The organism is Micromonospora okii, from assembly GCF_020884795.1.
Lineage (GTDB): Bacteria > Actinomycetota > Actinomycetes > Mycobacteriales > Micromonosporaceae > Micromonospora > Micromonospora okii.
Map to the genome: position 1 here is coordinate 11,934 of NZ_BBZF01000014.1, position 20,690 is coordinate 32,623.

Annotated in this window: 18 protein-coding genes and 2 pseudogenes; 6 read left to right on the forward strand and 14 right to left on the reverse strand. The window is 75.5% G+C overall.

Going from position 1 to position 20,690, the window contains the following annotated elements:
- Positions 1–226 precede the first annotated feature (226 nt).
- The 8 genes and pseudogenes from LPU43_RS06585 to LPU43_RS29030 form a co-directional block, all read right to left on the reverse strand.
- Positions 227–1,732, reverse strand: a complete 1,506-nt coding sequence (locus LPU43_RS06585) for a DivIVA domain-containing protein (protein WP_229399363.1) — start codon at positions 1,730–1,732, stop codon at positions 227–229.
- A gap of 31 nt (positions 1,733–1,763) precedes the next feature.
- On the reverse strand, positions 1,764–2,915 hold the full coding sequence (gene rlmN, locus LPU43_RS06590) for a dual-specificity RNA methyltransferase RlmN (RefSeq protein ID WP_229399364.1): 1,152 nt from the start codon (positions 2,913–2,915) through the stop codon (positions 1,764–1,766).
- 104 nt (positions 2,916–3,019) lie between these two features.
- Positions 3,020–4,282 (reverse strand): phosphatidate cytidylyltransferase, encoded by a 1,263-nt coding sequence (locus LPU43_RS06595; protein ID WP_229399365.1) that lies wholly within the window; start codon positions 4,280–4,282, stop codon positions 3,020–3,022.
- A 277-nt stretch (positions 4,283–4,559) separates the two neighbouring features.
- The gene (gene frr, locus LPU43_RS06600; RefSeq protein ID WP_229399366.1) at positions 4,560–5,117 is read right to left on the reverse strand and encodes a ribosome recycling factor; all 558 of its coding nucleotides are present in this window, start codon (positions 5,115–5,117) and stop codon (positions 4,560–4,562) included.
- Positions 5,118–5,198: 81 nt separating this feature from the next.
- Entirely contained in the window at positions 5,199–5,966 is a 768-nt protein-coding gene (gene pyrH / locus LPU43_RS06605; protein ID WP_229399367.1) for a UMP kinase, read from the reverse strand.
- A 161-nt stretch (positions 5,967–6,127) separates the two neighbouring features.
- Positions 6,128–6,955, reverse strand: coding sequence for a translation elongation factor Ts (tsf, locus tag LPU43_RS06610; RefSeq protein WP_229399368.1), 828 nt, complete (start codon positions 6,953–6,955; stop codon positions 6,128–6,130).
- A 135-nt stretch (positions 6,956–7,090) separates the two neighbouring features.
- A complete protein-coding gene (gene rpsB, locus LPU43_RS06615; protein WP_229399369.1) occupies positions 7,091–7,939 on the reverse strand; it encodes a 30S ribosomal protein S2 in 849 nt (282 codons plus the stop codon).
- Positions 7,940–8,304: 365 nt separating this feature from the next.
- Positions 8,305–8,817: pseudogene (locus tag LPU43_RS29030) on the reverse strand (hypothetical protein); the annotation flags it as partial.
- Between the two features lie 1,162 nt (positions 8,818–9,979).
- Here LPU43_RS29030 and LPU43_RS06625 point away from each other — a divergent pair.
- Genes LPU43_RS06625 through LPU43_RS06635 form a run of 3 tightly spaced genes read left to right on the forward strand, consistent with a single transcriptional unit; the run spans position 9,980 to position 13,074 of the window.
- On the forward strand, positions 9,980–10,339 hold the full coding sequence (locus tag LPU43_RS06625) for a YraN family protein (protein ID WP_229399370.1): 360 nt from the start codon (positions 9,980–9,982) through the stop codon (positions 10,337–10,339).
- 15 nt (positions 10,340–10,354) lie between these two features.
- Positions 10,355–11,875 carry a YifB family Mg chelatase-like AAA ATPase gene (locus LPU43_RS06630; RefSeq protein WP_229399371.1) on the forward strand — a complete coding sequence of 507 codons (1,521 nt, stop codon included), beginning with the start codon at positions 10,355–10,357 and terminating at the stop codon, positions 11,873–11,875.
- Positions 11,872–13,074: a DNA-processing protein DprA gene (locus LPU43_RS06635; protein ID WP_229399372.1), complete on the forward strand. Its 1,203-nt coding sequence runs from the start codon at positions 11,872–11,874 to the stop codon at positions 13,072–13,074. The genes LPU43_RS06630 and LPU43_RS06635 overlap by 4 nt, the downstream gene beginning before the upstream one ends.
- A 24-nt stretch (positions 13,075–13,098) precedes the next feature.
- On the opposite strand, the gene LPU43_RS06640 is transcribed toward LPU43_RS06635, so the two are convergent.
- Positions 13,099–13,440 (reverse strand): hypothetical protein, encoded by a 342-nt coding sequence (locus tag LPU43_RS06640; RefSeq protein ID WP_229399373.1) that lies wholly within the window; start codon positions 13,438–13,440, stop codon positions 13,099–13,101.
- Positions 13,441–13,783: 343 nt separating this feature from the next.
- On the opposite strand from LPU43_RS06640, the gene LPU43_RS06645 reads away from it, so the two are divergent.
- Both LPU43_RS06645 and LPU43_RS06650 read left to right on the forward strand, forming a co-directional pair.
- Positions 13,784–14,770, forward strand: coding sequence for a tyrosine recombinase XerC (locus LPU43_RS06645; RefSeq protein ID WP_229399374.1), 987 nt, complete (start codon positions 13,784–13,786; stop codon positions 14,768–14,770).
- 259 nt (positions 14,771–15,029) lie between these two features.
- Positions 15,030–16,211 carry an aminotransferase class V-fold PLP-dependent enzyme gene (locus LPU43_RS06650; protein ID WP_229399375.1) on the forward strand — a complete coding sequence of 394 codons (1,182 nt, stop codon included), beginning with the start codon at positions 15,030–15,032 and terminating at the stop codon, positions 16,209–16,211.
- A gap of 15 nt (positions 16,212–16,226) precedes the next feature.
- Here the strand turns inward: LPU43_RS06650 and LPU43_RS06655 are convergent, their stop codons facing one another.
- The gene (locus tag LPU43_RS06655) at positions 16,227–16,808 is read right to left on the reverse strand and encodes a M23 family metallopeptidase (protein ID WP_229399376.1); all 582 of its coding nucleotides are present in this window, start codon (positions 16,806–16,808) and stop codon (positions 16,227–16,229) included.
- A gap of 242 nt (positions 16,809–17,050) precedes the next feature.
- Here LPU43_RS06655 and LPU43_RS06660 point away from each other — a divergent pair, with 242 nt between their 5' ends.
- Positions 17,051–18,157, forward strand: coding sequence for a sulfite oxidase (locus tag LPU43_RS06660; protein ID WP_229399377.1), 1,107 nt, complete (start codon positions 17,051–17,053; stop codon positions 18,155–18,157).
- Positions 18,158–18,196: 39 nt separating this feature from the next.
- On the opposite strand, the gene LPU43_RS06665 is transcribed toward LPU43_RS06660, so the two are convergent.
- The 4 genes and pseudogenes from LPU43_RS06665 to lepB all read right to left on the reverse strand — a co-directional run bounded on the left by LPU43_RS06665 (position 18,197) and on the right by lepB (position 20,689).
- Positions 18,197–18,520: a DUF2469 domain-containing protein gene (locus LPU43_RS06665; RefSeq protein ID WP_091620948.1), complete on the reverse strand. Its 324-nt coding sequence runs from the start codon at positions 18,518–18,520 to the stop codon at positions 18,197–18,199.
- Positions 18,517–19,329, reverse strand: a complete 813-nt coding sequence (locus LPU43_RS06670; RefSeq protein ID WP_229399378.1) for a ribonuclease HII — start codon at positions 19,327–19,329, stop codon at positions 18,517–18,519. The genes LPU43_RS06665 and LPU43_RS06670 overlap by 4 nt, the downstream gene beginning before the upstream one ends.
- A gap of 212 nt (positions 19,330–19,541) precedes the next feature.
- Positions 19,542–19,991, reverse strand: a pseudogene (locus LPU43_RS28655) (NUDIX hydrolase); the annotation flags it as partial.
- Between the two features lie 62 nt (positions 19,992–20,053).
- Positions 20,054–20,689 (reverse strand): signal peptidase I, encoded by a 636-nt coding sequence (lepB, locus tag LPU43_RS06680; RefSeq protein WP_229399379.1) that lies wholly within the window; start codon positions 20,687–20,689, stop codon positions 20,054–20,056.
- Position 20,690 lies beyond the last annotated feature (1 nt).

Here is a 20,690-nt window from a genome sequence, read left to right on the forward strand (position 1 = left end):
CGGCCGACGCCGGAGCATCCGGCGCGACGCGTGAAGGGCCCGCCCCGCTCGGGGTGGGCCCTTCGTCGTCCGTGCGCCGCGTCGGTGGCGACCAGGGCGCCGACCGGCGGGCGGGCCGACCCGCCGGTCACGCGGAGCGGCGCGGGCCGAGCGGCGTGACCGGGTGGGACGGGTCGGGTGGGGCTGGCCCGAGCGGGTGGGGCCGGGCCGGGTGGGCGGGGCGGGGTCAGCGGCCGAAGAGGATGTCCTGCACGTCCTTGAGCGCGGCGTCGACCTCGGCCTCGAAGTAGCCGCCCGGCACCAGGCCGAAGCGCAGGGTGTCGAGGTCCTTCGGGTTGACCGGCATCGGCCCGCGCCCGGCCATGCTGCCGAGGATGCCGTCGAAGAGCCGGTCGACCTGGTCCGGGTCGTAGCCGCTGCCGAACCGGCGCACCTGGAAGCTACGACGGATCTGGTCCACCCGGTGCAGGTCGCTGCCGGGCGGCCCGGCCATCGGGGGTCCGCCGGCGGGAGGGCCGCCGACCGGGGGACCACCCACGGGAGGACCGCTCACAGGAGGGCCGCCGACCGGAGGACCACCGACCGGGAGGCCACCCACGGGAGGACCGCCCACAGGAGGGCCGCCCACAGGAGGGCCGCCCATCGGCTGTGGGGGCAGCGGCGGCGGGCCGGAGGGGCCCCGGCCGCGCAGCTCGCGCAGGTCGCGCTCGGACATGCGGATCTCGGCGGTCATGTCGGCCCGGCCGTGCCGGCCGGCCTCGAAGGCGTCGAACCGGTCGTCCGGGTGCGGGCCGCCCGGGCCGGCGGGGAGGCCCCGAGGCGTGGGGCCGGCGGGAAGACCCCGGGGCGGCGGGCCGCCGTGCCTACCCGGGCCGGGGCCCGTCGGGCCGCCGGGCCCCATCGGGCCGGGACCGGCCGGGCCACGGGGGGCGTCGTACCCGCCGCCGCGCGGACCGTCGTACCCGCCGGTCGGGTCGTCGTAGCGGCCGGACGGGTCGTCGTAGCGGCCGTAGCGGTCGGCGGGCGCGCCGGCCTGCGCCGGCATCGGCCGGGGCGGCATGGGGCCGGGGCCGCGATCGTCGCGCATCGGGCCCGGGCCGCGATCATCGCGCATGGGCATCGGGCCGGGGCCACGGTCGTCCCGCATGGGGCCGGGGCCGCGATCGTCCCGCATGGGGCCGGGGCCGCGATCATCGCGCATCGGACCGGGACCGAGGCCACGGTCGTCCCGCCCGGGCATCGGGCCGAGGCCACGATCGTCGCGCATCGGGCCCGGACCGCGGTCGTCGCGCATGGGCATCGGGCCGGGGCCGCGATCGTCGCGGATGGGGCCGGGGCCGCGATCGTCGCGGATGGGGCCGGGGCCGCGATCGTCGCGCACGGGCACCGGGGCGAGGCCGCGGTCGTCGCGGGCGCGGGGGCCGTGCCGCTCCGGGGGGCCGAGCCGGTCGGGCGTCCGGGGGTCCTCCCCGCGACCGGGTACGCCGCTGCGCTCCTCCAGCTCGGCCAACTGCCGCTCGACCCGGTCGAGGTGCAGGTCGACCTGCCACTCGTCGTAGCCGTTGAAGCGGACCCGGAAGACGACGTCGTGGACCTCCTGGGAGGCCACGGGCGCGCCGACCGGCCGGCCGTCGAGCGTCGCCTCGACCCGGTCCAGGAAGGCGTCCACCTCGTCGACCTTGTAGCCCCGGCGGAGTGCCTTGCGCCGGAAACGCTGACCCTGACTCGCCACTATGTCTCCTGGTCCTGTTCGCTACGCCCGGTCACGCCGTCGCCCCGGGCGGCGCGTCGCGGTCGGTGTCCTCGGCGGCGGCGAGCTGCCCGCACGCGCCGTCGATCTCGCGCCCACGGGTGTCCCGCACGGTGGTGGACACCCCGGCGGCGCGCAGGCGGCGGACGAACTCCCGCTCGACCGGCTTGGGGCTGGCGTCCCACCGGCTGCCCGGGGTGGGGTTGAGGGGGATGAGGTTGACATGGGCCAACTTGCCGGCGAGCAGCCGGCCGAGGAGATCGGCCCGCCACGGCTGGTCGTTCACGTCCCTGATCATGGCGTACTCGATCGACACCCGGCGCCCCGTGCGGGCCGCGTAGTCCCACGCCGCGTCCAGCACCTCGGACACCTTCCAGCGCTGGTTGACCGGCACGAGCTCGTCACGCAGCTCATCGTCGGGCGCGTGCAGGGACAGCGCAAGGGTCACCGACAGGTCCTCGCCCGCCAGCTTGCGGATGGCGGGCACCAGGCCGACGGTCGAGACGGTGATGTGCCGCTGCGACAGGCCCAGCCCCTCGGGGGCCGGGGCGACCAGCCGGCGGATCGCCGCCACCACCCGCGCGTAGTTGGCCAGCGGCTCCCCCATGCCCATGAACACGACGTGGGACAGCCGCGACGGCGAACCGGCGACCGCGCCCGAGGCGGCCACGCCGGCCAGGTAGACCGCCTGGTCGACGATCTCGGCGGTGGACAGGTTGCGGGTGAGCCCGGCCTGGCCGGTGGCGCAGAACGGGCAGGCCATGCCGCAGCCGGCCTGGCTGGAGATGCAGACGGTGACGCGGTCGGCGTACCCCATCAGCACGCTCTCCACCAGCGAGCCGTCGTGCAGCCGCCAGAGCGCCTTGCGGGTGGCCCCGTCGTCGCAGGCCAGCTCGCGGACCGGGGTGAGCAGGGTGGGCAGCAGCTCCCCGGCCAGCTTCTCCCGCACGGCGGCGGGGAGGTCGGTCATCGCGGCGGGGTCGCGGACCAGCCGGCCGAAGTAGTGGGTGGACATCTGCTTCGCGCGGAACGCCGGCTCGCCCAGCTCGGTGACCGCAGCCTGGCGGCCGGGCAGGTCGAGGTCGGCGAGGTGGCGGGGCGGCATGGCCGCCCGGCGTGCGGCGGGGGCGCCCGAGGCGGCGGGGATCAGCGGCAGGCTCGTCATGACACGTCCAGTCTCCCACGCCGTTCGACTGACACGCCTGGCCGGAGGTGCCGATTCGGACCCGGCCGGGCGGCCGGTGCGGGATGACCGGCAGGATTCATGCCTCAGCTCACCGCCGGGACGAACACGGCCAGCAGCAGGTACGCGGTGGGGACGGCGAAGAGGATCGAGTCGAGGCGGTCCATCAGCCCGCCGTGCCCGGGGAGCAGGTTGCTCATGTCCTTCACGCCGAGATCCCGCTTGATCATGGATTCGGCCAGGTCGCCGAGGACCGCCGCGCCGGAGACGGCCACCCCGAACACCAGGCCCCACCAGGGGGCCACGTCGAACAGCAGCCAGATCAGCAGGGCGCTGCCGGCAGCCGCCGCGGTGACCGAGCCGGCGAAGCCCTCCCAGGACTTCTTCGGGCTGATCGAGGGGGCCATCGGGTGCTTGCCGAAGTTGGCCCCCGCGGCGTACCCGCCGGTGTCGGAGAGCACCACGGCGGCCAAGGTGAGCAGCACGCGCAGGTGCCCGTCGTCGGGTGCGGCGGCCAGCATCGCCGCGAAGCCGGCGAGGAACGGCACGTAGACGGCGATCAGGGTGGCCGCGGTCAGGTCGCGCCGGTAGTCGCCGGGGCCGTCGCCGAGCCGCCAGACCATCGTGCCGAGCACGGTGACCAGCAGGCCCAGGCTGAGCGCGTCCGGGCCGGCGAACCAGGCCAGCCCGACGGTGATCACGCCCCCGGCGACCAGCGGCACCAGCGGCGGGTGGGCCCCGCTGCGGCGGACCGCCCGGGCCATCTCCCAGATGCCGACGGCCACGGCGGCGGCGATCACGAACAGGAAGGCCGGCCGGTAGAGGAAGAGCGGCACCAGCACGGCCGCGCCGAGGGCGACGCCGACGCCGATCGCGGCGGGCAGGTTGCGGCCCGCGCGGCTGGGCGGGGTCTGCTGGGTGGGCGGGCGGGCCGAGCTGGCGCGCCGGCGGCCGGGCCCCCGTCGGCCCCGGGGCAGCTCCGGCTCCGCGTCGCCGCCGGCCTGCCCCTCCATCCGGTACGCCGCCGTGGGCGACGCGGCCGCGGCCGGGGCGACCGTGTCGGGAGCGACCGTGGGCAACGCCGCCGTCTCCGGAGCGACCACGTCGGGAGCGACCGTGGGCAACGCCGTCGTCTCCGGGGCGACCGTGGGCAACGCCGCCGTGGGCGACTCGATGGTGTCCGGCGCCACCGGGTCGGGGTCGGGGAACGTCACCGTGTCGCCGGCTGCTCCGCCCCGGGCCCACTGGGGCGGTTCGAGGTCACGGTCGGGCCAGGGAAGCGCGGCCGGGGCGTCCGTCCGGTCCCAGCCCCGGGGCCCGGCGCTCCGCTGGGGGTCGAGGTGGGACATCACGCACCGAGTGGACGCGGTACGGGGTTCACCACATGACGTACGACCAAGACCATCCCCTACAGCGACTGTTCCGTCCGGTTGACCGGCCCGACGGCCGGGTGATCCCGCCCGTTCACCGCGTGGTTGGCCGGAATCGTGCCGAGCCTACTGCACCGGCCGCCCCCGGCAGGGCGGACGCCCTCGCCCGACGACGAAGGCACCGGCGCCCCGCCGCCCGACGGCGGCGGCACACCGGTGCCACGGCAGGTCACGCGCCGGCCCGGGCCGGGGCGGATCAGACCTCCAGGAGTTCGCTCTCCTTGTGCTTGACCAACTCGTCGACGCCGGCGACGTACTTCTGGGTCAGGTCGTCGAGGTCCTTCTCGGCGCGGCGGCCCTCGTCCTCGCCGACCTCGCCGTCCTTGACGAGCCGGTCCAGCTCTTCCTTGCCCTTGCGGCGGATGTTGCGGATGGCGACCTTGGCCTCCTCGCCCTTGTGCCGAGCGACCTTGATCATCTCGCGGCGCCGCTCCTCGGTCATCTGCGGGAGCAGGATGCGGAGCTGGTTGCCCTCGTTGTTCGGGTTTGCGCCGAGGTCGGAGTCGCGGATCGCCTTCTCCATGGCGTTGATCTGCGAGTTGTCGTACGGCTTGATGATCACCATGCGCGGCTCGGGAACCCCGATGGAGGCCATCTGGGGCAGCGGCGTGGGAGTGCCGTAGTAGTCAATAACGATCTTGGAGAACATGGCGGCGTTGGCGCGACCGGTGCGGATGGCGCCGAACTCCTCCTTGGCGTGCTCGATGGCACGCTCCATCTTCTCCTCGGCCTCGAGGAGGGTGTCGTCGATCACCGGTCTCCTCGCCTCCTTCTTGTGCTCGTCGTGGGCTGTGCTGTCGTGTCGGAGGACCGTCGCTCGCCGGCCACCGGCCGTTCAGGCCGTGATCAGGGTGCCGATCTTGTCGCCACCCACCGCACGGATGATCGTGTCGTCGCCCTGCGCGCCGAAGACCAGCATCGGCAGGCCGTTCTCCATGCACAGGCTGAACGCGGCGGCGTCGGCCACCCGCAGGTTGCGCCGCAGCGCCTCCGCGAAGGTGATCGAGTCGAGCCTGCTGGCGTTCGGGTCGATCCGGGGGTCGGCCGTGTAGACGGCGTCCACGCCGTTCTTGCTCATCAGCACCACGTCGGCCTGGATCTCCAGGGCCCGCTGGGCGGCCACCGTGTCGGTGGAGAAGTACGGCATGCCGGCGCCCGCGCCGAAGATGACCACGCGGCCCTTCTCCAGGTGCCGGATCGCGCGCAGCGGAATGTACGGCTCCGCGACCTGGGCCATCGTGATCGCGGTCTGCACCCGCGTCTCGATGCCCTCCTTCTCCAGGAAGTCCTGGAGGGCGAGGCAGTTCATCACGGTGCCCAGCATGCCCATGTAGTCGGCGCGGGCGCGGTCCATCCCGCGCTTCTGCAACTCCGCGCCCCGGAAGAAGTTGCCGCCCCCGACCACCACGGAGACCTGCACGCCCCGGCGCACCACGGTGGCGATCTGCCGGGCGATGCCCTGCACGACGTCCGGGTCGACGCCGATCGCACCGCCGCCGAAGACCTCACCGGAGAGCTTCAGCACCACCCGCCGCGCCCGGCGGGGAGCCGGGTCGATCGCGTCCTCCGCCGCCAGGCTCCGGTCACTCACAACCTGCGTCATCCGCCCCGCCCTTCCCCGCGCGCACCCCGCGTGCGCCGGATACCGCGTACCTGCCGTCGCTGACCCTATGCGACGGGGAGGCCGCGGTGCCTGTCACGTACACCAGCGACCTCCCCCTCGTCGTTCCCTGCCCGTGGGCGCGTCCCGCCCAGGCCGGCGGCTCAGGCCTGGCCGACCTCGAACCGCAGGAAGCGGGTCACCTCGATGCCGGCCTCGGCCAGCACCTGCTTCACGGTCTTCTTGTTGTCGGAGACCGACGCCTGCTCGACCAGGACGTAGTCCTTGAAGAAGGCGTTCACCCGGCCGTCGACGATCTTCGGCAGCGCCGCCTCGGGCTTGTTCTCCTCGCGGGCGGTCTGCTCGGCGATGCGCCGCTCGGCCTCGACCACGTCGGCCGGAACCTCGTCGCGGGTGAGGTACTTCGGCCGCATCGCCGCGATCTGCATGGCCACGGCGCGGGCGTCCGACTCGCCGGCCTCGTCGGTCTTGCCGGCGTACTCCACCAGCACGCCGACGGCGGGCGGCAGGTCCTGGCTCTTGCGGTGCAGGTAGACCGCGACCGTGCCGTCGACCTTGGCGAAGCGGTTCAGCACCAGCTTCTCGCCGATCTTGGCGGACTGCTCCTGGACCAGCTCGGCGACCGGCTTGCCGTCGATGGTGCTGGCGAGCAGCTCCTCGGCGGAGCTGACGCCGCTGGCCTCGCCGTGCTCGACGAGCTGCTGGGCCAGCGCGATGAAGGCGTCGTTCTTGGCGACGAAGTCGGTCTCGCAGTTGAGCTCCAGCAGCGCCTTGCCGGAGTGCGCGACCAGACCGTTGGCGGCCGTCCGGCCGGCACGCTTGCCGACGTCCTTCGCGCCCTTGACGCGCAGGATCTCGACGGCCTTGTCGAAGTCGCCCTCGGCCTCGGCCAGCGCCTTCTTGCAGTCCATCATGCCGGCGCCGGTGAGGTCGCGGAGCTTCTTGACGTCCGCGGCGGTGAAGTTGGACATGACTCTCTCTTCGGTGTCTGAGACTGCGGTGGGATGTTCTGGGGTCCGGTTACCCGGATCAGGGCCGGATGTGCCCGGCGTACCGCGCGCCCCCGCCGCCGGCGAGAACCGGACGGCGGGGACGCGGCGGCGCGGTCACTCCGCGGCGGCGGCCGCCGGCTGCTCGTCGGCCTTCTTCGGCTGCTCGTCGGCCTTCTTCGGCTCCTCCAGCAGCTCGCGCTCCCACTCGGCCAGCGGCTCGTCGGCACCGACCTGGCCCGCCTCCGGCTTCTCGTCGCCGCCCCGGCGACGGCCGGAACGGGCGATCAGGCCGTCGGCGACGGCGGCGGCCACGACCTTGGTCAGCAGCTCGGCGGAGCGGATCGCGTCGTCGTTGCCCGGGATCGGGAAGTCGACCTCGTCCGGGTCGCAGTTGGTGTCCAGCACCGCGATGACCGGGATGCCCAGCTTGCGGGCCTCGTCGACGGCGATGTGCTCCTTCTTGGTGTCGACGATCCAGACCGCGGCCGGGAGCTTCTGCATGTCCCGCAGACCACCGAGGGTCTTGGTGAGCTTGATCTTCTCGCGGGAGAGCTGGAGCGTCTCCTTCTTGGTGTAACCGGCGGCGGTGCCGCTCAGGTCGCCCAGGGCCTCCAGCTCCTTCATCCGCTGGAGCCGCTTGTACACCGTCTGGAAGTTGGTCAGCATGCCGCCGAGCCAGCGGTGGTTGACGTACGGCTGACCGACCCGGGTCGCCTGCTCGGAGATGGCCTCCTGGGCCTGCTTCTTCGTGCCGACGAACAGGATGCTGCCGCCCTCGGCCACCGTGTTGCGCACGAAGTCGTACGCCTTCTCGATGTAGTCGAGGGTCTGGCGCAGGTCGATGATGTAGATGCCGTTGCGCTCGGTCATGATGAAGCGCTTCATCTTCGGGTTCCAGCGCCGGGTCTGGTGCCCGAAGTGGACACCGCTCTCCAGCAGCTGACGCATGGTCACGACGGCCATGGTGGGTACTCCTCAAGATCCCTGGTTGTCACGCCCGGGCCGGTATGGCCGGGCGTCCTGGCACCTGGTCGCCGGCCATGGTGGGCCCGACCAAGATCGGGACCAGGGAGGCCGTCGCCCCACGACGATTCGTGAGGAGGGCGCGCGAGGTCGACCGCGCGAGGCGGTCGCCAGTCGACCAGTGTACGCCCCTGTCCCGCCCGCCGGTCAGCGGGCGGGACAGGGGCGGCCAGCGCCGCTCAGCGGGCGGCCAGCGTGCCGCTCAGCGGGCGGCCAGCGTGCCGCTCAGCGGGCGGCCAGCGTGCCGCTCAGCGGGCGGCCAGCGCGGCGGTCGGCGGGCGGCCAGTCGGCAGCCAGCGCCGCGCTCAGCGGGCGGCCAGCGCGGCGGCGACGAAGAGCACCAGGCCCACCGTGAGGTACGCCGTCGGCGGCCGGAGCCAGCCCCGGCTGCCGTCGGCGAGCGCGAGCCCTCCCGTGCGCAGCCCGTAGAGGCCGACACCGAAGATCGGCAACCCGGCGACGAGGAAGGTGCCCACCACGACGTCGGCGGCGGAGAGCGGGTCGCCCAGCAGGCCGTGACGCAGCACCCGCAGGGCCGGGATCTCGAAGGCCAGGACCAGCACCGAGATCAGTACGGCGAGCGCGGGGCGGCGGGTCCGGTAGACGCCGTCGGAGGGCGCCGGGCCGGGACGACGCAGCGCGTCCGAGGGGTACGCCTCCAGCGCGGGCGGGGCCAGGTCCGGGCGGGGAGCGATCGGGGGCATCGGCCCGGTCGGCAGGTCCAGCGGGTGCGGCGCGTCGACGGGGCGGGCCGCTTCGGGAGCGCGCTCCGGGCCGGCGCCGGGGCCCAGACCGACGCCACTGTCGGGGCCCAGGCCGACGCCGCTGGCGGGGCTCAGGCCGACGCCGCTGGCGGTGCCCGCGCCCCGGTCCGGCTCGGCGGCCGGCGGGCGGGCCGGCTCGACCGGCCGGTCGGGCTCGCCGGGGCGGCTCGGCTCCACGATCGGGTACCCGGCCAGCGGGGCGGGGCGGGGCGGCTCCAGCCCACGCGCCGGGTCGACGCCGAGCGGGGCGGGGTCGAGCGGAGCGTCGCGGTGGGTCGACTCGCGCGTGTCGTACGGCGTGCCGGAGACCGGCGTCGGGCGCTGGCCGACGGTCAGCGGGAACGTGACGGAGCGCTGGCTGGCCGGCAGCGCCGCCTCGCTCGACCGCCCGATGTCGCCGGACCGCTCGACGTCGCCGAACCGCCGGATGTCACCGGACCTCTCGCTGTCGGCGAACCGCCCCACGTCGCCCGACCGCTCGACGTCACCGAACCGCCCGACGTCGCCCGACCGCTCGCTGTCGCCGAACCGAGCGACCTCGCCCGACCGCTCGACGTCGGCGAACCGAGCGACCTCACCCGACCGCTCGACGTCCCCGAACCGAACGACATCACCCGACCGCTCGACGTCGGCGAACCGTCCGACGCCGGCACGCCCGACGTCGGCGGGCCGGCCCGTGTCGGCGGACCGCGTTGCCCGGCGCGCCTCCCGCTCCGCCGCCAGCTCCTCTGCCGAGAACCCGAGCGAGCCCGTGTTGGCCCGCCGCGAGCGCGACGACCGGTAGCTGTCCGTGTCGGGGTCGGTGCGCCCGAAGGCGTCGTCCGCACCGTGTCGCCCGGTCTCGCCGTACCGGCCGACGGGCGGGTCGGTCAGCTCGTCGTAGCGCCGCTCGCCGGTGTCCCCCCGCTGGTCGGGGACGCGCAACTCGTCCGCGCCGTAGCGATCGTCGCCTGCCGCGCGCCAGTCCGACTCCCCGTATCCGCGCTCGCCGGCGTACCAGCGCGGCTCCTGATCATCATCGGGAAAGCTCCGTCGTGCGTTCACGACGGGCACCGTATGTGACAGGCGCCCCCGCGCGCCATCCCGACGAGGCGCGCCGCCCGACGCGGGACGGCCTCATAGCACACCGAAGGCATGATCGTCCGGTCGTCCACAGGGGGCCCCGTTGTCCACAGGCACCGCACGGTGGGACGCCGGAGCGGGCATCGTGCCGCCCATGACGAAGCGGAACCAGGCGGTCGGCGCGTACGGGGAACGGTGCGCCGTCCGGCACCTGATCGGCGCGGGGCTGCGCCCGGTCGCCCGGAACTGGCGTTGCCCGGCCGGCGAGATCGACATCATCGCCTGGGACGGCCCGGTGCTCGCCTTCTGCGAGGTGAAGACCCGGCGTACGGCCGACTTCGGCACCCCGGCCGAGGCGGTGGTGCCGACGAAGGCGCGGCGGCTGCGGGGGCTGGCCGCCCGGTGGCTCGCGGAGACCGGCACCAGCGCCGACGAGGTGCGGTTCGACGTGCTCGCCGTCGAGCTGGCCGACGCCGGCGCGGCCCGGGTGGAGCACCTCAAGGGAGCGTTCTGAGATGGGTGGCCGGGCGTGAGCTACGCGAAGGTTCTCTGCGTGGGATTGGTCGGGGTGACCGGGCACGTGGTGGAGGTGGAGGCGGACCTCGCGCCGGGGCTGCCGGCCGTGGTGATCTCCGGGTTGCCGGACACCACCCTGCACGAGGCGCGCGACCGGGTCCGGGCCGCCGTCGTCAACTCCGGCCAGCGCTGGCCCAACCGGCGGATCACCCTCAACCTGCTGCCGGCGACGATGCCGAAGTTCGGCTCGGCCTTCGATCTCGCCATCGCGGTGGCGCTGCTCGGCGGCTCCGGTGAGCTGCCGCTGCTGCCGCTGGAGCGGGTGGTGGTCCTCGGGGAGCTCGGCCTCGACGGCACCGTCCGGCCGGTGCGCGGGGTGCTGCCCATGGTGGCCGCCGCCGCTCGGGCCGGGCTGGAGCGGGTGATCGTTCCGGTCGCCAACGCCGCCGAGGCGGCGGTCGTCCCGGGCGTCCGGGTCCGCGCGGTGGACACGCTGCACCGGCTGGTCGGGTTCGTCCGGGACGGCGCGCCGCTGATCGAGTCGCCCGCCCCGACGCCCCCGCTAGAGTCGGGCGGGCCGGACCTCGCCGAGGTGGCCGGGCAGGCGCTCGGTCGTCGCGCCCTGGAGGTGGCCGCCGCCGGTGGGCACCACCTGGCGCTGTTCGGCCCGCCCGGTGCCGGCAAGACGATGCTCGCCGAGCGGCTGCCGTCGATCCTGCCCGAGCTGGACGACGCCGCCGCGCTGGAGGTCACCGCGCTGCACTCGATCGCCGGGCTGCTGCCGGCGGGCGGGCGGCTGCTGCGCCGGCCCCCGTTCCAGGCCCCCCACCACACGGCGACGGTGGCCTCCCTGGTCGGCGGCGGGTCCGGGCTGGCCCGCCCCGGCGCGGTGTCGCTGGCCCACCGCGGGGTGCTGTTCCTCGACGAGGCGCCGGAGTTCGGCAAGGGGGCGCTGGAGGCGCTGCGCCAACCGCTGGAGCACGGCCGGGTGCTGCTCGCCCGCAGCCGGGGCGGCACCGAGTACCCGGCCCGGACGCAACTGGTGCTCGCCGCCAATCCCTGCCCCTGTGCGCGGCCGGCCGGCGACACGTACTGCGAGTGCGCGCCGCAGGTCCGCCGCCGCTACCTGGGCCGCCTCTCCGGGCCGCTGCTGGACCGGATCGACGTGCAGGTGACCCTGCCGCCGCTGCGGTCCGCGGAGCTGATGGAGTCGCTGGCGACCGGCGAGCCGTCGGCCGCCGTCGCGGCGCGGGTGGCGGACGCCCGCCGGGCCGCCGCCGAACGGTGGGCCGGCGACGGCTGGCGGGTCAACGCGGAGGCCCCCGGGCCGTGGCTGCGACGCCCGCCGTGGCGGTTGCCCGACCGGGACACCCGGGAGCTGCGCGCTCGACTCGACTGCGGGTCCCTGTCGGCGCGCGGCTTCGACCGGGTGATCCGAATGGCGTGGACGATCGCCGACCTGGACGGGCGGAGCCGCCCGCACGCCGACGACGTCCGCGAGGCGATCCAGCTCAGGATGGGGGACGCGGCATGAGCACCGAGGACGACCTGCTGGCCCGGGTGGCGTTGACCTGGTTCGCCGAGCCCGGCACCCGATCGGTGTACGCGCTGGTCGACCGGCTCGGCCCGGCCGGCGCGCTGGAGCTGCTGCTCGACGGGGGCGCGCCGGAGGAGTGGCTGCGCGCCGCCGTGGCGGCCCGGTCCGGGGAGGCGGACGCGCGCGACGTGGCGGCCGAAGCCCTGGCCCGTACGGAGCGGGCGGGCGCCCGGATCGTCACCCCCGACGACGAGGAGTGGCCGCCGGGCGTGGACAGCCTGCGCGACATGGTGTTGCCGAGCCGGGAGCGGCGGGTGGACCGGGAGACCGCTCCCCCGCTCTGCCTCTGGGTTCGTGGCGGGTGGCCGCTGCGGGAGGCGCTGGACCGGGCGGTCTCGGTGGTCGGCGCGCGGGCGGCCACCCCGTACGGGCTGCACGTGGCCACCGAACTGGGCTACGGGCTGGCCGACCGGGACTGGACGGTGGTCTCCGGGGGCGCCTACGGCATCGACGCGGCGGCCCACCGGGGCGCGCTCAACGCGGGCGGACTGACGGTGGCGGTGCTCGCCTGCGGCATCGACCGGCCCTACCCGTCGGGCAACGCCGCGCTGTTCGACCGCATCGCCGAGACGGGGCTGCTGGTCAGCGAGTGGATGCCCGGGGCGGAGCCGCACCGCCCCCGGTTCCTCATCCGCAACCGGGTGATCGCGGCGGCGACCCGGGGCACCGTCCTGGTCGAGGCGGCGGCCCGCAGCGGCGCGACGCAGACCCTCAACCGGGCCCTCGCCGCCGGGCGGTACGCGATGGTGGTGCCGGGCCCGGTCACCTCCGCCATGTCGGTCGGCGCGCACGAGGTGCTGCGGGAACAACCGTCGGCGCGGCTGGTCACCGGCGTGCCGCACGTGCTGGAGGAGGTCGGCCGCATCGGCGTCGACCTGGCGCCACTGGCGCGCGCCGCACGGCATCCCCGGGATCTGCTCGACGACGAGGCGACGCTGGTGCTGGAGGCGCTGCCCCGGCGCGGGGCGACCGGCGTGGACCGGCTGGCCGCCCGCGCCGGGGTCGACGTCCGCACCGCCCTGCGCAAACTGTCGCTGCTGGAGGAGTTGGGCCTGGTCCGCCGCCGCGACGACGGGTACGCGCTGGTCGCGCAGCCGGCCCGGCCCGCCGGCGCCCCGCCCGATCCGCCGCCCTGACGCCGCGCGCCGGGGGTGTGGCACTCAGTCGCCCTCGAAGCGGATCTGCACGTCGTGGTCGCGTAGGCTTCGCCGGGCCAGCTCCGCCAACCGACGGACCTGGTCCGCCTCCGCCGGGGTGCCGGCCGCCTCACCGAGGCAGCGCAGCTCGACGAGCAGTTGCGGCACCTGGTCGACCGCCACGACCAGCTCGCCGCCCGGGTCGAGCCGGTCCAGCAGCGGGGTGCGGCCTCCGCCGCGTACCCGCCCGAGCAGGTCCACCAGCACGTCGCGCGGGTCGGCCACCACCTGCACGGTGGCGTACGACGGGCGGCGACGGCCGGGGCCGGGGCGGACCAGCCGGTAGAGGACGACGTCCAGGCCCATGCTCGGTCCCATCCTTCCTGGGGCCGCCCGTCCCGGCCGCGTCGCGTCGGCACGGGCGGGGCTGCGTACGCACCTGGTGGCAGCACTGGCACCGGCGACGTGGTACCTCCCAGTTTCCCCCGCCGACCACTCCCCAGCCAGCACCGATCACGCCGCGTCGCCTCTCCGTCGCACCGTCTCCCCGGCGCACCGGCGGTGCGCCGGGCCGGTCGGGCCGCCGGGCTGCCCCGGGGGCCGCGCGCTCGTAAGCTGGGCCGGTGCGAGGCGACGGAGGGGGGCCCTACCGGCGGACGGGCGCGCGGGGCGGGCCCCCGTGAGCCGCGCCGGGCCCGGCACGAGGGAGATGCACGCCGCCCTCCCGGCCGGGATGCGCGAGGCGGTGGACGACTTCGCCGACCACCTGGCCCGGGTGCGCAACCGCTCGGCGCACACCGTCCGGGCGTACGTCGGCGACCTGGTCTCCCTGCTCGACCACGCCACCCGGATGGGCTGCGCCGGGGTCGCCGACCTGGACCTCGCTGTGCTGCGCAGTTGGCTGGCGAAGCAGCGGACCACCGGGGCCGCCCGCACCACGATGGCCCGCCGGGCCGCCTCGGCGCGCACGTTCAGCGCCTGGGCCCACCGGGCGGGGCTGCTCCCCGCCGACGTGGCCGCGCCGCTGGCGAGCCCCCGGGCCCACCGGGACCTGCCGACCGTGCTCCGCGCCGACCAGGCGTCCGCCCTGGTCGCGGCCCCACGCACCGGAGATCTTGGTACGGAACGGCCCCCGGAGGGGCCGAATCTCACCAAGATCTCTCCACCCGAGGCGGGCGGGGAGGAGGAACGGGCCGTGGTGTCGCGGGACCGGGTGCTGCTCGAACTGCTCTACGCGACCGGGGTACGGGTCAGCGAGGCGTGCGGCCTCGACGTCGTCGACGTGGACCACTCCCGGCGGGTGGTCCGGGTGCTCGGGAAGGGCTCGCGGGAGCGTTCCGTGCCGTACGGGGTGCCCGCGCAGCGGGCGCTCGACGAGTGGCTGCGGGTCGGGCGGCCCGTCCTGGCCGGGCCGGGCTCCGGCGACGCCCTGCTGCTCGGGGCGCGCGGCGGGCGGCTGCACCCGACGACGGCCCGGCGGATCGTCGCCGGGTACGCGGAGGCGGCCGGGCTGCCCCGGACCAGCCCGCACGGGCTGCGCCACTCCGCCGCGACCCACCTACTGGAGGGCGGGGCCGACCTGCGCGCGGTGCAGGAGCTGCTCGGCCACTCGTCGCTGGCCAGCACACAGATCTACACCCACGTGTCGGTGGAGCGGCTGCGGGCCGCGTACCGGCAGGCCCACCCGCGCGCCTGAGCGACGAAGCGGCGTCGGCAGGCCCACCCGCGCGCCTGAGCAACAAAGCGGCGGGCAGGCCCACCTCGCGCCGGGATGGCGCAGCGGCGTCCGCGACCCACCGCGCGCCGACGCACCGCGCCTGAGCGAGGGGGCAGCAGCGTCCCGACCCACCTACGCGTCCGAGTGGCGTCCGCGAGCCGTGGCGGCGTCGGGCGGCCGGGGACCTCGTCCTCCTCGCCGAGCGGCCGTCCGTCGATGTCCGGGCTACGATCAAGCAATGAGCGCGCCGCAGCCGCCCGAGCCCATCCCCGGCGCCCGGCTGCTCTTCTCGCTCGATCCGGCGGTGAGCCACCTCAACCACGGCTCGTTCGGGGCCGTGCCAATCGGCGTGCAGCGCGCCCAGCAGCGGCTGCGCGACGAGATGGAGGCGAACCCGCCGCGCTTCCTCGGGCCCGGCCTGGCCGAACGCGTCACCCACAGCCGCCGGCACCTGGCCGCCTTCCTCGGCGCCGACCCCGACGGCACCGCCCTGATCGGCAACGCCACCACCGGCGTGGCCGTGGTGCTCCAGTCCGTCGGTTTGCGCCCCGGCGACGAGGTGCTCACCACCGACCACGGCTACGGCGCGGTCGGCTTCTCGGTAGACCGGGAGTGCCGGCGCACCGGGGCCACCCACCGCACCCTGCCCGTGCCGTTGACGGCGACGGACGCGCAGGTCGTCGAGGCCGTCCGCGCCGGGCTGCGCCCCGGCTGCACCAAGCTGCTCGTCGTCGACCAGCTCACCTCGGCCACCGCCCGCCTCTTCCCGGTCGCCGCGATCGTCGCGGCGGCGCACGGGCACGGCGTACCGGTGCTCGTGGACGGCGCGCACGCGCCGGGAATGCTGCCGACCCCGGTCGCGGACGTCGGCGCGGACTTCTGGGTGGGCAACCTGCACAAGTGGGGATACGCCCCGCGCGGCACCGCCGTGCTGGTGGTGGCGCCGCCGTGGCGGGACCGGGTGGAGCCGCTGGTGGTCTCCTGGGAGCAGGCGGCCGGCTTCCCGGGCAACGTCGAGTGGCAGGCGACCCTGGACTACACCCCCTGGCTGGCCGCGCCGGCCGGCCTCTGGACCCTGCGCACCCTCGGCGTCGACCGGGTGCGCGCGCACAACGCGGCCCTGGCGGCGTACGGGCAACGGGTCCTCGCCGACGCGCTGGGGCTCGCGCCGACCGACCTGCCTGAGCCGGGCGGGCCGACGGTGGCCATGCGGATCGTGCCGCTCCCGGCCGGGCTCGCCACCACGGTCGACGCGGCCCGCGCGCTGCGGATCCGGATCGCCGAGCGGCTCGCCGCCGAGGTGGCGGTGAGCACCTGGGACGGCCGGGGCTGGCTGCGCGTGTCCGGTCAGGTCTACAACTCGCCGGACGAGTACGAGCGGCTCGCCGCGCGGCTGCCCGCGCTGCTCGCCCAGCGCTGACGCGAAACGGCCCCGTCAGGTGGGCAGGAGCCGGACGGGACCGAGCCCGAGCAGGGCCAGCGGGTCCAGGTACTCCTCGCCCCGGCGCAGCCCCCAGTGCAGGCAGGCCGGTTCGGGACAGCCGGCGTGTCCGGACAGCAACCGCCCCAGCGGTGCCCCGGCGGCCACCCGGTCACCGGCGCGGACCCCGGGCCGCACCGGCTCGTACGTGGTGCGCAGCCCCGCCGCGTGCCCGACCGTGACCACGGGGCGACCGGCGACCGGGCCGGCGAAGAGGACCACCCCCGGCCCGGCGGCCCGGACCACGGCGGCCGGCGCGGCGGCCAGGTCGACGCCCCGGTGACCCGGCAGCCACGGCTGCGGCGGCGGCTCGAACCGACGGGCGGGTCGGAACGCGCCGTCGAGCGGCCACCGGAACGCCCTGACCGGCATCGGCGCGGCGGCCCCGGCGACGGCGACGACCGGCGGCGGGACGAAGCCGGGTGCGGCGACGAGGGCGAGCACTCCGAGTGCCGCCGTGGCCAGCCGCGCCCCGCCGCCCCGGAGGCCGCCGGACCAGGGTCGTTCGTTGCCGCCCGTTCCGCTTATCGTCCGCATCCCCGCAGCGTGCCGGGCCTGCGGCGCCGCCGCCACCGCCGGGCCGCCGGCCCTGTGGACAGCCGGTCCGTTGTGGACGACGCCCGCCGGGGTCGACGATCTGCTATGGCCGGGACCGATCCGTCCCGGCCCTATGCTGACCCGGCAGCCGCCCCGGCCCCGGGGCGGGGCCACCCGCCGGCCCACGACGGCGACCGCCACCGACATCGGCCCACCCGGCCCAACACTCCCAGGAGAGCGCGATGACCAGTGTGGACGACGTCAGCCGGCCCTCCCGGCTGGCGGAGCCGGACGAGGCGATCAGCGTCGAGGAACTCCAGTTGGCCGCCCGCAACCACGGCATCCCGCTGGAGGCGCTGCGCTACGACGTGACCCCGGCCGGCCTGCACTACCTGCTCATCCACTACGACATCCCGGACGTCGACCCGGCGACGCACGCGCTGACCGTCGACGGTGCGGTGGACCGGCCGCTCACCGTGGACCTGGCCGAGCTGCGCAGCCGCCCCCGGGTCACCCACCGGGTCACCCTGGAGTGCGCCGGCAACGGCCGCGCGCTGCTGCGCCCCCGCCCGGTGAGCCAGCCCTGGCTGGTCGAGGCCGTGGGCAACGCCGAGTGGACCGGCACCCCGCTGGCACCGCTGCTGCGCTCGGCGGGGCTCGACCCGGACGCCGTGGACGTCGTCTTCACCGGGGCCGACCACGGTGTCGAGCGCGGCGTGGAGCAGGACTACCGGCGGGCGCTGCCCGTCGCCGACGCGCTGCGCGACGAGGTGCTGCTGGCGTACGAGATGAACGGCGCTCCCCTGCTGCCGCAGCACGGCGCGCCGCTGCGGCTGATCGTGCCCGGCTGGTACGGGATGGCGCACGTGAAGTGGCTGCGCGGCATCACGGTGCTGACCGAGCCGTTCGACGGCTACCAGAACGCGGTGGCCTACCGGCTGCGCGACGACGCCGACGACCCTGGTGTGCCGGTCACCCGGATCGAGCCCCGGGCGCTGGTCCGGCCGCCGGGCTTCCCCGACTTCATGTCCCGCGCCCGGGTGCTCCGACCCGGACGGTGCACTCTGGACGGCCGGGCGTGGTCCGGGCACGCCCCGGTGGCGTCGGTGGAGGTGACCACCGACGGCGGCGACACGTGGGCCCCGGCGGTGCTGGACCCGCCGACCGGCGGGGAGTGGGCGTGGCGGCGGTGGCGCTTCGAGTGGACGGCCGAGCCGGGGCGGCACGTGCTGGGCGCGCGGGCGACCGACGCGTCCGGGCGCGGCCAGCCGGTCGGACAGGCGTGGAACCGGGGCGGTTTCGCCAACAACATGGTGCAGCGGGTCGAGGTCGTGGTGCCGGTGGAGTGAGGACGGGTCGGCCGGAGCGGGGGCGGGCCGGAGGGGCCCTCAGCCGCCGAAGCCGGAGTCGGCGGGCAGCGAGATGTCGGGCTTCTCCAGCTCCTCGACGTTCACGTCCTTGAACGTCATCACCCGGACGTTCTTGACGAACCGGGCGGGGCGGTACATGTCCCACACCCAGGCGTCGTGCATCTCGACCTCGAAGTAGACCTCGCCGTCGGAGTTGCGCACGTGCATGTCGACCTGGTTGGCCAGGTAGAAGCGGCGCTCGGTCTCCACCACGTAGGAGAACTGACGGACGATGTCGCGGTACTCCCGGTAGAGCTGCAGCTCCATCTCGGTCTCGTACTTTTCGAGATCTTCCGCGCTCATCGCACTCCGCCTTCCATGACCACATCTTCCCCCACCGGCGCGGGAGGTCGGGGCTGCTCGCCCAACGCCACGCCGACGGTACCTCCTGACGCGCCAGATCGCTCCATCGGCTCGTCCCGCCCCGCGACCGCCGACCGGCGGGATCGGGGAGGCCGCCCGTCCAGGCCGGAGGCGGCGGCCACGTTCACGTACGAGAAGCGGTGTTCGCGGCACGGGCCGCGCTCGCGCAGGGCCGCCGTGTGCTCCGCCGTGACGTACCCCTTGTGCTCGGCGAAGCCGTAGCCGGGGAAGTCGGCGTCCAGCTCCACCATGATCCGGTCCCGGGTGACCTTGGCCAGCACGCTCGCCGCCGCCACGCAGGCGGCCACCCGGTCGCCCTTCCAGACCGCGAGCCCCGGCACGTCCACCCCGTCGACGCCGAAGCCGTCGGTCAGCACGTAGTCGGGGCGGGTGGTCAACGACGCCAGCGCCCGACGCATCGCGGCGAGGTTGCACACGTGCAGGCCCCGGGCGTCGACCTCCTCGGCCGGGACCACCACCACCGCGTACGCCAGGGCGCGGGCGACCACCTGCTCGTAGACGCGTTCCCGGCCGGCCGGGGTGAGCAGCTTGGAGTCGGCCAGCCCGTCGATCTCACCGCGCCGCCCCTCGGGCAGCACCGCCGCCGCCGCGACCAGCGGGCCGGCGCACGCGCCCCGGCCGGCCTCGTCGGCGCCGGCCACGTGCCGGAAGCCCCGGCGTTGCAGGGCGCGCTCCAGCGCGTACAGCCCGGCCTCCCGGCGCACCACCGTGCGCGGCGGGGTCAGCACGGCGTACCCCCGTCGGTGGGGTCGACCCCGGCGTCGGCCGGCGGCGCGTCGGGACGCCCGGCCGGCGACGGCGCGGTGGAAGCGGTGACCGGCGGCGCAGTGAGGTGCGCGACCGGCGGAGGCGCGGAGGTGGTGACCGGCGACGGATCGCCGGGGCGCGCGGCCGGCGAGGGCGCGGAAGCGGTGACCGGCGGCGGCGCGGCCGGGTGCGCGGCCAGGGCCCGGCGCAGCAGCTCCGGCAGGCCGTCCGGGTAGTAGCGCTCTGCGGTGGCGGCCAGCTCGGCGACCGGCCACCAGCGGTGCCCGGAGACGCTGGCCCGCTCGACGGCGTCGAAGCCCCCGGTGTCCACCTCCCAGGCCGACACCCGGACCAGGAAGAACTCCTGCTCCTGCTGGTAGTGGACGCCGCCGAAGGGGAACCGGACCGTCTCCCGCCACACCGGCTCGCCCAGCTCGGCGGGGGCCAGCCGCAGGCCGGTCTCCTCGGCAAGCTCCCGGGCGGCGCCGGTCGCCGGGGACTCCCCCGGATCCAGGCCGCCGCCGGGGGTGAACCAGTACCGGTGCTCAGGTCGCGCCGGGTCGTGCCCGGCGAAGAGCAGCACCCGGCCGGCGGCGTCGACGAGCAGCACGCGCGCCGCGCGTCGAGGGGTGTAGGCGGTCACCGTTCCAGCCTGCCAGACCCGGCGCTGCTCGCCCACGCCCACCCGGGCGTGGGCGGCGGGGCTCAGGAGCCGGGAATGCCGTCGAACTGCTTCGGCACGGTGAGCCAGGTGGCCCGGTTCACCGGCCAGAAGACGGTGAAGGCCCGACCGACCACCCGGTCCTCGGGGATGGTGGCGCTGTCGATGTTCTGGCCCGACTGCTGCCAGTGCTCCAGCGAGTCGCCCGAGGCCGAACGATGGTCGCCCATCACCCACAGCCGACCCGGCGGCACGGTGATGTCGAACTCCTGGTCGGCCGGCTTGTCCCGCTGGCCGTCCGCCGAGAAGATGTACGGCTCGTCGAGCGGCTTGCCGTTGATCAGCAGCCGATCCTGCGGGTCGCAGCAGACCACCCGGTCTCCGCCGACGCCGATCACCCGCTTGATGAAGTCCTCGCCGTCGGGGTTGCCGCTCCACTCGGTGGGTGCCTTGAACACGATCACCTCGCCGCGGTGCGGCGACCGGAAGTCGTACACCAGCTTGTTGACCAGCACCCGATCGTCGATCTGGAGGGTGTTCTCCATGGACGGCGACGGGATGTAGAAGGTCTGCAGCACGAAGGCCCGCACCAGCACCGCGACCAGGATCGCCACGCCCAGGAGAATGGGCAGCTCCTTCCAGAAGGAGCTGCTCTTCTTGTCGGTCTGCTCGTCAATCACG

What these genes read in the sequence shown, in the direction of transcription:
- LPU43_RS06635 (WP_229399372.1), top strand. Translation starts at nt 11,872, where the DNA reads ATGAGCACCGAGGACGACCTGCTGGCCCGGGTGGCGTTGACCTGGTTC.
- LPU43_RS06645 (WP_229399374.1), top strand. Translation starts at nt 13,784, where the DNA reads ATGCACGCCGCCCTCCCGGCCGGGATGCGCGAGGCGGTGGACGACTTC.
- pyrH (WP_229399367.1), bottom strand. Translation starts at nt 5,966, where the DNA reads ATGACGCAGGTTGTGAGTGACCGGAGCCTGGCGGCGGAGGACGCGATC.
- LPU43_RS06650 (WP_229399375.1), top strand. Translation starts at nt 15,030, where the DNA reads ATGAGCGCGCCGCAGCCGCCCGAGCCCATCCCCGGCGCCCGGCTGCTC.
- LPU43_RS06595 (WP_229399365.1), bottom strand. Translation starts at nt 4,282, where the DNA reads ATGTCCCACCTCGACCCCCAGCGGAGCGCCGGGCCCCGGGGCTGGGAC.
- rlmN (WP_229399364.1), bottom strand. Translation starts at nt 2,915, where the DNA reads ATGACGAGCCTGCCGCTGATCCCCGCCGCCTCGGGCGCCCCCGCCGCA.
- LPU43_RS06660 (WP_229399377.1), top strand. Translation starts at nt 17,051, where the DNA reads ATGACCAGTGTGGACGACGTCAGCCGGCCCTCCCGGCTGGCGGAGCCG.
- LPU43_RS06640 (WP_229399373.1), bottom strand. Translation starts at nt 13,440, where the DNA reads ATGGGCCTGGACGTCGTCCTCTACCGGCTGGTCCGCCCCGGCCCCGGC.
- rpsB (WP_229399369.1), bottom strand. Translation starts at nt 7,939, where the DNA reads ATGGCCGTCGTGACCATGCGTCAGCTGCTGGAGAGCGGTGTCCACTTC.
- LPU43_RS06665 (WP_091620948.1), bottom strand. Translation starts at nt 18,520, where the DNA reads ATGAGCGCGGAAGATCTCGAAAAGTACGAGACCGAGATGGAGCTGCAG.
- LPU43_RS06655 (WP_229399376.1), bottom strand. Translation starts at nt 16,808, where the DNA reads ATGCGGACGATAAGCGGAACGGGCGGCAACGAACGACCCTGGTCCGGC.
- tsf (WP_229399368.1), bottom strand. Translation starts at nt 6,955, where the DNA reads ATGTCCAACTTCACCGCCGCGGACGTCAAGAAGCTCCGCGACCTCACC.
- LPU43_RS06625 (WP_229399370.1), top strand. Translation starts at nt 9,980, where the DNA reads ATGACGAAGCGGAACCAGGCGGTCGGCGCGTACGGGGAACGGTGCGCC.